Here is a 9,231-nt window from a genome sequence, read left to right as displayed (position 1 = left end):
AACACAGAAGTTAAGCTCTTTAGCGCCGATGGTAGTCGGACTTACGTTCCGCGAGAGTAGGACGGTGCCAGGTTATTTCAAAAGCTTCGAAGCAATTATTATTGTTTCGAAGCTTTTTTCGTGTGCGCGTATATGCGCTCTATATCGGTAAAGATTGGGATATGTTAAAATCATGTTGTTACAAAGTGCTTTAAACACATAAAGAAAGGGGGACTATGGGTGCAACAACCACCATTAAGAGCGAAAATGTTGGCATGGCGTGAACGTCAACCGATTTCGATGCATGTGCCAGGTCATAAAAATGGGACGATAGGTGACCTTTCAATGACACGTGTCCCATTTGATGTAACAGAGATTACAGGTTTTGATAATCTTCATCATGCTGAAGCTGTTTTATATGAAAGTATGCAACAACTCAATAAACATCCCGATTATCGTGGTTGTTTTTTAGTGAACGGGACGACAAGTGGTATTCTCGCAGTCATTCATGCGCTTGCGTCGATTCCAGGGGATGTCGCTATTGTACGAAATGTTCATAAATCAGTATTTCACGCATTAGAATTAGGACAACAAAGCGCGCAAATTTTAGCGACGTCTGTGAGTAAGAGGACGGGGCAATATTGTCAACCTGACGTTGGCGACACTGATTTGGAACATACGAAATTAGGTGTCGTGACCTACCCGAACTATTATGGTGAAACGTTTGATATAGGGCGTGTCATTGAGCAATTTCATCAATCCAACGTGCCGGTCCTTGTTGACGAAGCGCACGGTGCACATTTTGATTTATCTGGATTTCCAAAGTCAAGTATGCAGGCAGGTGCGGATTATGTCGTGCAATCGTACCATAAAACGTTGCCGAGTTTGACGATGAGTTCGGTGTTGTGGATTCATAAAGATGCCCCTTATCGTGAATGGATTGAGTATGGTTTACAAGTGTTTCAATCATCTAGCCCGTCTTATTTACTTATGGAAAGTTTAGAAGCCGCACAGACCTTTTATGAATCATATGACAGCACGTTATTTTTTGAAAAAAGAAAACAACTGATTGTCGCGCTTGAAAATAAAGGATTAACTGTTATCACGCCACAAGATCCGTTGAAATTGTTGATTCAATATGAAGGGATGTCGGGTTCATCGTTACAAGCGGAAATGGAAGCACAGGCGATTGATGTCGAACTGTCAGATGAGGATGCGGTGCTATGGATTTTACCGTTATGGCATGAACAGGACCGATTTCCTTTTGAACCATTACTTGAAAGAATTGAGCGGATGACCTTGACGACAGAAGCAAGCACTGTTCGTGACAGTCAACCGCAGTTATTTACGAAATCGAGTGCCTATCAAGCCATGGGGATGCATCCGTCGCGGCCGATACCTTATCAACAAGCAGAAGGGTGTACATTAGCCCGACACTTGACGCCGTATCCACCGGGTATTCCGTCACTGTTAAAAGGAGAAATAGTGACAGCAGATATGATAAAATTAATAGAATATTGGCAGTCTAGAGGCTTTCATGTGGAAGGTCTTACGGAAGGCAAAATTACAGTGAAGGATGAATGAAAATGTCTCTGTTTATCACAATTGAAGGTCCAGAAGGTTCAGGTAAAACGACTGTTGTTCAAGCGATATCGGAACAACTTTCGCAACAGTATGACGTCATGACGACACGCGAGCCAGGTGGTGTCCAAACAGCAGAAACGATTCGTCAAATTTTGTTAGATGGAGAAACGATGGATGCGCGAACCGAAGCCTTATTGTTTGCGGCTGCGAGAAGAGAACATCTCGTTGCGAAAGTACTTCCAGCATTAGCACAAGGCCAACTCGTGATTTGTGATCGCTTTATTGATAGCTCTTTAGCGTATCAAGGTTATGCCCGTGAAATTGGGGTAAAAGAAGTACAAACCATTAACGACTTTGCGATTGAAGGGCGATACCCAGATTTAACAATTTATTTGGATATTCCAGCTGAAGTCGGTCGAGAGCGTATTGAAAGTAATCGTCGTGCCCAAAATCGTTTAGATAAAGAAAGCGTGGCATTTCATGAACGCGTGGTTGAAGGGTATCAGCAACTCATTGCACAAGATTCTCAGCGTTTTGCGGTGATTAATGCAAATCAACCGATTGCGCAAGTTGTCGCTGCTACTATAGAAGCGATTCAACAAAAAATCAACGCACAGTAGTGTGTTCGGAAACAAAGTGAAGTCATGTACTCAGATATGTTATACTAAAGTCCAAGAGGTGTTAGTAAAATGAAAATGATTATAGCGATTGTGCAAGACCAAGATAGTCAAGAACTTGCAGACAAGCTCGTTGAAAACAATTTTCGTGCAACAAAATTAGCAACGACAGGCGGCTTTTTACGCGCAGGGAACACCACGTTTTTAAGTGGTGTTGAAGATGAACGTGTGGAAGAAATACTCGAACTCATCGGCGGCTCATGTGGTAACAGGGAACAACTTGTATCACCTATTACGCCAATGGGTGGCAGTGCAGATTCTTACATCCCATACCCTGTTGAAGTAGAAGTCGGTGGCGCAACAGTCTTTGTCATGCCGGTTGAATCGTTCCATCAATTTTAAAATAGCAAGGAAGGTTGTGACAGTATGACCCCAACAAGTCATATTGATGGTCGCAACCTTTTTTTATTGCCATGGCTGTACACACGGTCAAAATGAGTCTATCGTGAATGTGAAGATAGCTGATGATTTCCATATGCAATAGCCATCCAATCGAGATGATGACGAATGAAATAAAGTCATAGTCTATACACACATATTGCGGTAAAATGAAGTAGTATCTCATATGAATAGGTATCAATATCTTTACAAAAGGAGCGCAAGGTTAATGGAAGTAATCGAACAACTCACCAAAGCCTATCACAATCAAAAACTATCACACGCGTATTTATTCGAAGGTGATGACGCTGAAGCAATGAAGACGACCGCGATAGCCTTTGCGCAGTTCATTTTATGTCAAGATGAAGAACGATGTCGCTTGAAAGTAGAAGGACAAAACCATCCTGACTTTCAATATGTGATGACGGATGAGACGACACTTAAAAAAGAACAAGTCGAAAACTTAGTCCATCACATGAACCAATTGCCTATTGAAGGTGATTATAAAGTTTACATTATTCAAGACTTTGAAAAATTAACGATTCAAGGTGAAAATAGCATTCTGAAGTTTTTAGAGGAACCGCCCAAAAATACGATTGCGATCATTATGACAACGAAACCTGAACAAATTTTAGATACGATTCATTCTCGCTGTCAGCATGTGTATTTTAAACCGATGTCACGTGCTACATTTGTGTCGCGTTTAACAGCACAAGATGAAACGGTGACTGTACCGATTGCAGAGTTGTTAAGCACCTATACGACACAGCTTGAAGTCGCGCAACAACTTCATGAAAATGTTGAACTCGCACCGATGCGCAAAATGCTTTTACAATGGTGTTATAAGTTGTTAAAGCAACGTGAGATGGCATTAATTGGCGTCGTGGAATTGATGAAGCACGCAAAAACGAGGCAGTTACAATTATTGGCGCTCTCCGGAATCAATGCCTATTTTCAAGATTTAATGTACGTCAAAGTGGGCATGGTGGACCGGATTACATTTTCAGAGTTGCGGTCAGAATATGAGACGTTGGTGACACAGTTGAGTTACCACCAATTAACCTATATGATAGAACAAATAACAGAAGCGCATAAAAAGCTCAATCAAAACGTGAATGCCACGCTAGTATTTGAGCAAATTGCAATTAAAGTGAAAGGGTGACGCTGATGCATACTGTTGTAGGGATTTATTTTGAGAAGGCCAATACGTTAGAATATTATGCGCCGAATACAACTTCACTCACAATAGGGCAGTATGTCGTGGTGGAATCTAAGCGTGGCCACGAATTAGGTGTTGTGAAACATGCGCCGAGAGATGTAGCGGAGCAAGACGTCACATTGCCATTAAAGCCTGTTTTACGTGTCGCAACAGAAGCAGACATCATCCAATATGAAAAAAATGAAATCGATGCTGCGCGTGCGGTAGATATGTGTAAAGCATTTGTCGAACAATTAGGTCTTGAGATGCGTGTCGTGAATAGCGAATACATTTTAGACCGTTCTAAAATCATTTTTAACTTTACAGCGGATGAACGCATTGATTTCCGAAAATTAGTCCGTATGTTGGCGCAACGTTTAAAAACGCGTATCGAATTACGTCAAATTGGTGTACGTGATGAAGCGAAGTTACTCGGTGGGATTGGTCCGTGTGGGCGTTCGCTTTGTTGTGCAACATTTTTAGGGGATTTCGAACCGGTCTCAATCAAAATGGCGAAAGATCAAAATTTATCATTAAATCCGACTAAAATTTCGGGTGCATGTGGACGTTTAATGTGTTGTTTGAAATTCGAAAATGATTTTTATGAAACAGCACGTGAACAGTTACCAGATATCGGGACACGTATCCAAACGCCAGAAGGTCATGGTGAAGTCATCGGTTTGAATATCATTGATGTCTCAATGCAAGTGCGATTAGATGGCATGGAACAATTGATGGAATACCATATTGAAGAATTAGAAACATTAAAATAGGGAGGTACATCTGTTGGATCGAAACGAATTATTCGCTCGCTTAATGCAGTTAGAACAACACGTCGCGCGTCTGAATGAAGGCATGCAAGAGTTAAAGGCGCTGACTGTAGAGCTAGTGGAAGAAAACGTAGCATTACAACTAGAAAATGATAACTTTAAAACATTGATGCAACAAGAACGAGACCATGTGGAAGCAGCGCAAGTTCAAGAAGCAGAAACAGCGCCTCAAAAGCCTGCGAAAAAGCCGCGTCAAAGTCGTGAATATTTTGCGAAACTGTATCATGAAGGGTTCCATATTTGTCATGATGTATTCGGAAAACATCGTCATGGCGAAGATTGTATGTTTTGTCTCAATGTGTTGAATGAAAAGCAAGAATAGAGGTGCCGTGATGTTACAACCGGGTGAAAGACTGGACTATTTAATACGAGAAGACTTGCGCATTATTCAAAATGATGCGGTCTTTTCATTTTCTACAGATGCACTTCTCTTAGGTTATTTTACAGAAGTGAGGAAACGGGATCGTATTTTAGACATGTGTTCAGGTAATGGGGTCATTCCTTTATTATTGTCAGATAAAGGGACGAACACGATTACTGGTGTGGAAATTCAACCGCAACTCGTGGACATGGCAAATCGAAGTATTCAATACAATCATCTAGAAGAACGGATTACGATGGTTGAAATGGATATTAATGCGCTCATTCAAGCGTATGCCCCGGCACAGTTTGATTTAATTACGTGTAACCCACCTTATTTCAAAGCCAATCAAACGAATCAACATCAACTTGAGGCCCATAAAATTGCCCGACATGAAATATATTGTACGTTGGATGATTGTTTACGTGTTAGCAATCATTTGTTAAAAGAAGGCGGCCGCATTGTAATGGTGCATCGTGCAGAACGGATGCTTGATTTGTTTGAATCTATGCGTCGTTATCGTATAGAACCGAAACGTCTACACATGATTTACAGTAAGCCCGGTAAAGCGGCACAAACGATTGTCGTTGAAGGGCGCAAAGGGGGACGTCAAGGCCTTGATATTGCACCGCCTTTTTATATTTACGATGCGCAAGGTGATTATACGCCAGAAATGAAGGAGATTTATTATGGCTAAACATTATACGTATATTGTGCAATGTCAAGATGCGACATTTTATACAGGCTATACGAATGATTTGGAAGCACGCCTGGCCAAACATAATGAAGGTAAGGGTGCGAAATATACGAAAACAAGACGACCGGTGACATTGCGATATCATGAAATTTTTGAGACGAAATCAGAAGCGTTAAAGCGGGAGCACGCGATTAAAAAATTGACGCGACAACAAAAAATCCAATTAATTGAGGAGCGATAACATGGGAGAGCTCTATTTAGTCGGCACGCCCATCGGAAATTTAGAAGACATGACATTTCGAGCGATTCATACGTTGCAACAAGTGGACCTCATCGCTTGTGAAGATACACGTGTGACGAAGAAATTGTGTCATCATTTTGAGATAACGACACCTTTAAAATCATACCATGACCATAATAAAGAACAGGAAACGGAAACTTTGATTGAGATGTTGGTGGCTGGGAAAAATATTGCCTTAGTCTCTGATGCGGGCTTGCCACTCATTTCAGATCCGGGTTATGAACTCGTCGTTCGTGCGCGTGAACAAGGTGTAACAGTGGTGCCCATTCCTGGTCCGAATGCAGGTTTGACCGCGTTGATGGCCAGTGGTTTACCGTCATTTACATATACGTTTTTAGGATTTTTACCACGCAAAACACGTGATAAAGTCCAGATTCTTGAAACGCGCATGCATCAAGATAGTACATTGTTGCTGTATGAATCACCGCATCGTGTGAAAGATACACTCGAAGCCATTGCAAAAGTCGATGCTGAACGAGTAGTGACACTTGGGCGAGAATTGACGAAGAAGTTTGAACAAATTACGACCGCACCGGTGACTGTACTACTTGAGCAACTTGAAACGACTATTCCATTACGCGGGGAATTTGTGGTCATTATCGAAGGCGCTGCGCCAATCGAAGGAACGGCGTGGTATGAAGCGCTATCCGTCGAAGAACATGTGTCGCATTACATTGATGAAGGCATGAAACCGAAAGCGGCGATTAAAAAAGTCGCACAAGAACGTGAGATGTCGAGCAAGGTCGTCTACAACATTTTTCATGATATTCAATAGTGACACACCGCCAGACAAATAGGTTGTAACATTGAAAAACAATGCAATTTTAGATATATTAGATAAGATAAGAATTGAGGAGGAGCGCTGATGGTGAAAGATACTTTTTATATTACAACACCGATATATTATCCAAGTGGGAATTTACACATTGGACACGCGTATTCAACAGTTGCAGGCGACGTCATTGCGCGTTATAAACGTTTACAAGGCTTTGATGTACGCTATTTAACTGGAACTGATGAGCACGGTCAAAAAATTCAAGAAAAAGCTCAAAAAGCAGGAATGTCAGAGCTCGATTATTTAGACGGCATGATTAAAGACATTAAAGCATTATGGGAAAAACTCGATATTTCTAACGATGACTTTATTCGTACTACAGAGCGTCGTCATACAGAAGTCGTTGAAAAAATCTTTGAAAAACTATTAGCAAAAGGCGACATCTATTTAGGCGAGTACGAAGGTTGGTATTCAGTACCGGACGAAACGTTTTACACTGAAACACAACTGGTAGACCCTGTGTATGAAGATGGTAAAATTGTGGGTGGTAAAAGTCCAGATTCAGGTCATGAAGTCGAATTGGTCAAAGAGGAAAGCTACTTCTTCAAGTTATCCAACTATACGGACCGTTTATTAGCGTTTTATGATGCGAACCCAGAGTTCATTCAGCCCCCTTCACGAAAAAATGAAATGATTAACAACTTTATTAAACCAGGATTGGAAGACTTGGCGGTATCACGTACGTCTTTCAACTGGGGTGTGAAAGTACCTTCTAATCCAAAACACGTCGTTTACGTATGGTTAGATGCGCTCGTGAACTATATTTCTGCGCTCGGTTATTTAACAGATGACGACAGTTTATTCCGTCAATATTGGCCAGCAGATATCCATTTAATGGCGAAAGAAATTGTACGTTTCCATTCGATTATATGGCCGATTATTTTAATGGCATTGGATATACCGTTACCTAAAAAAGTGTTCGCACACGGTTGGGTATTGATGAAAGATGGTAAAATGAGTAAGTCTAAAGGCAACGTGATGGACCCGAACGTACTCATTGATCGTTATGGTTTGGATGCGACACGTTACTACTTAATGCGTGAATTGCCATTCGGTTCAGACGGCGTATTTACACCTGAAGCTTTCGTGGATCGTACGAACTTTGATTTAGCGAATGATTTAGGCAACTTAGTCAACCGTACGATTTCGATGATTAATAAATATTTTGATGGCGAACTGCCTGCATATCAAGGTCCAACGCATGAACTGGATGAAGAAATGGAACAAATGGCGTTGGATACGGTCCACGCTTATCATGAAAGTATGGAGAAATTGCAATTCTCTGTCGCATTATCAACGGTTTGGAAGTTGATCAGTCGTACGAATAAATATATTGATGAAACGACACCATGGATTTTGGCAAAAGACGAATCTCAAAAGGCAGCGTTAGGCAATGTCATGGCGCACCTTGTTGAAAATATTCGCTTTGCGGCAGTGTTATTACGCCCATTTTTAACACATGCGCCTTATCAAATCTTTGAACAATTAAATATTAATAACGAAGCATTGCACGGTTTTGAAGGTTTGGCAACTTACGGTCAGTTGACACAACCGATTATGGTCACAGCGAAACCACAACCGATTTTCCCACGTCTCGATGTGGAAGCGGAAGTGAGCTATATTAAGGCTTCAATGCAACCGCCAAAAGAAGAAAGTGTGGAGGAAGCAGTGCCTGCCAAAGCACAAATTGATATTAAAGATTTTGATAAAGTGGAAATCAAAGCAGCGACAATTATTGATGCTGAGAATGTTAAAAAATCTAAAAAGTTATTGAAAATACAAGTGGATTTGGGACATGAAAAACGTCAAATCATTTCAGGTATTGCGCAATTTTATGCACCAGAGGATATTATTGGTAAAAAAGTTGCAGTCGTGACGAATTTGAAGCCTGCGAAGTTAATGGGGCAAAAGTCTGAAGGGATGATTTTGTCTGCGGAGAAAGATGATGTGTTGACGTTGATTAGTTTGCCGAATGCGGTGCCGAATGGTGCTGTGATTAAGTAGGGTGTGTATGGAATGAATTTGAGGAGTGAGACGGCATGTTTGGTGTGTCTCACTCTTTTGTTTCGGGTGAGGAACATTTCAAGACACAATGGCGGTTTTGGTTTATAGAACATTTGAGGGTACATTTGCAGGTTTGAGCAACCTTCAGATTGCTGAATTGTGCTGCGCTTTCCTAGGGGACTTGCCTCAACTAAATTCAGCTTGATTGAAGTGTCCATTGGAAGGAAGCTGAATTGGATTTTCGGCTACGTCTGATCCCTCAGGAGTCTTGCACAATTCTTGCAATCTGGGTGAGTGCCTCAAACTGAAAATGGTGGTTTGAAGTGATTGGAAGTAAACCGCACGTCATAAAGTACGCCCCTCACAATCATCCTTCAGTTTTTGGGT

Annotated in this window: 10 protein-coding genes; all 10 read left to right on the top strand. The window is 41.3% G+C overall.

What is annotated here, in order from left to right; translation table 11 throughout:
• Nucleotides 1-219: 219 nt before the first annotated feature.
• The 10 genes from CD138_RS00910 (at nt 220) to metG (ending at nt 8,844) form a co-directional block, all read left to right on the top strand.
• Entirely contained in the window at nt 220-1,563 is a 1,344-nt protein-coding gene (locus CD138_RS00910; protein WP_019169140.1) for an Orn/Lys/Arg family decarboxylase, read from the top strand.
• A gap of 2 nt (nt 1,564-1,565) precedes the next feature.
• On the top strand, nt 1,566-2,183 hold the full coding sequence (tmk, locus tag CD138_RS00905) for a dTMP kinase (RefSeq protein ID WP_019169139.1): 618 nt from the start codon (nt 1,566-1,568) through the stop codon (nt 2,181-2,183).
• 69 nt (nt 2,184-2,252) lie between these two features.
• Nucleotides 2,253-2,582, top strand: a complete 330-nt coding sequence (gene darA, locus CD138_RS00900) for a cyclic di-AMP receptor DarA (protein WP_014614822.1) — start codon at nt 2,253-2,255, stop codon at nt 2,580-2,582.
• Nucleotides 2,583-2,847: 265 nt separating this feature from the next.
• On the top strand, nt 2,848-3,780 hold the full coding sequence (locus tag CD138_RS00895; protein ID WP_019169138.1) for a DNA polymerase III delta subunit-related protein: 933 nt from the start codon (nt 2,848-2,850) through the stop codon (nt 3,778-3,780).
• A 5-nt stretch (nt 3,781-3,785) separates the two neighbouring features.
• Entirely contained in the window at nt 3,786-4,589 is an 804-nt protein-coding gene (locus CD138_RS00890; RefSeq protein WP_019169137.1) for a PSP1 domain-containing protein, read from the top strand.
• A gap of 13 nt (nt 4,590-4,602) precedes the next feature.
• A complete protein-coding gene (gene yabA / locus CD138_RS00885) occupies nt 4,603-4,968 on the top strand; it encodes a DNA replication initiation control protein YabA (RefSeq protein ID WP_019169136.1) in 366 nt (121 codons plus the stop codon).
• Between the two features lie 10 nt (nt 4,969-4,978).
• The gene (locus tag CD138_RS00880) at nt 4,979-5,704 is read left to right on the top strand and encodes a tRNA1(Val) (adenine(37)-N6)-methyltransferase (RefSeq protein WP_019169135.1); all 726 of its coding nucleotides are present in this window, start codon (nt 4,979-4,981) and stop codon (nt 5,702-5,704) included.
• Nucleotides 5,697-5,945, top strand: coding sequence for a GIY-YIG nuclease family protein (locus CD138_RS00875; protein WP_019169134.1), 249 nt, complete (start codon nt 5,697-5,699; stop codon nt 5,943-5,945). Before CD138_RS00880 ends, CD138_RS00875 begins: the two co-directional genes overlap by 8 nt.
• Nucleotide 5,946: 1 nt before the next feature.
• On the top strand, nt 5,947-6,780 hold the full coding sequence (gene rsmI, locus CD138_RS00870; RefSeq protein WP_019169133.1) for a 16S rRNA (cytidine(1402)-2'-O)-methyltransferase: 834 nt from the start codon (nt 5,947-5,949) through the stop codon (nt 6,778-6,780).
• Between the two features lie 90 nt (nt 6,781-6,870).
• Nucleotides 6,871-8,844: a methionine--tRNA ligase gene (gene metG / locus CD138_RS00865; protein WP_019169132.1), complete on the top strand. Its 1,974-nt coding sequence runs from the start codon at nt 6,871-6,873 to the stop codon at nt 8,842-8,844.
• Nucleotides 8,845-9,231 lie beyond the last annotated feature (387 nt).

It is taken from the genome of Staphylococcus intermedius NCTC 11048 (genome assembly GCF_002902385.1).
Lineage (GTDB): Bacteria > Bacillota > Bacilli > Staphylococcales > Staphylococcaceae > Staphylococcus > Staphylococcus intermedius.
The sequence above is the reverse complement of the archived record's forward strand: the minus strand, read 5'-3'. Positions and strand labels throughout refer to the sequence as shown.

Excerpts from the sequence above, each read along its gene's own strand:
- tmk (WP_019169139.1), top strand. The coding sequence starts at position 1,566 with ATGTCTCTGTTTATCACAATTGAAGGTCCAGAAGGTTCAGGTAAAACG.
- darA (WP_014614822.1), top strand. The coding sequence starts at position 2,253 with ATGAAAATGATTATAGCGATTGTGCAAGACCAAGATAGTCAAGAACTT.
- CD138_RS00895 (WP_019169138.1), top strand. The coding sequence starts at position 2,848 with ATGGAAGTAATCGAACAACTCACCAAAGCCTATCACAATCAAAAACTA.
- CD138_RS00890 (WP_019169137.1), top strand. The coding sequence starts at position 3,786 with ATGCATACTGTTGTAGGGATTTATTTTGAGAAGGCCAATACGTTAGAA.
- CD138_RS00880 (WP_019169135.1), top strand. The coding sequence starts at position 4,979 with ATGTTACAACCGGGTGAAAGACTGGACTATTTAATACGAGAAGACTTG.
- CD138_RS00875 (WP_019169134.1), top strand. The coding sequence starts at position 5,697 with ATGGCTAAACATTATACGTATATTGTGCAATGTCAAGATGCGACATTT.
- rsmI (WP_019169133.1), top strand. The coding sequence starts at position 5,947 with ATGGGAGAGCTCTATTTAGTCGGCACGCCCATCGGAAATTTAGAAGAC.
- metG (WP_019169132.1), top strand. The coding sequence starts at position 6,871 with ATGGTGAAAGATACTTTTTATATTACAACACCGATATATTATCCAAGT.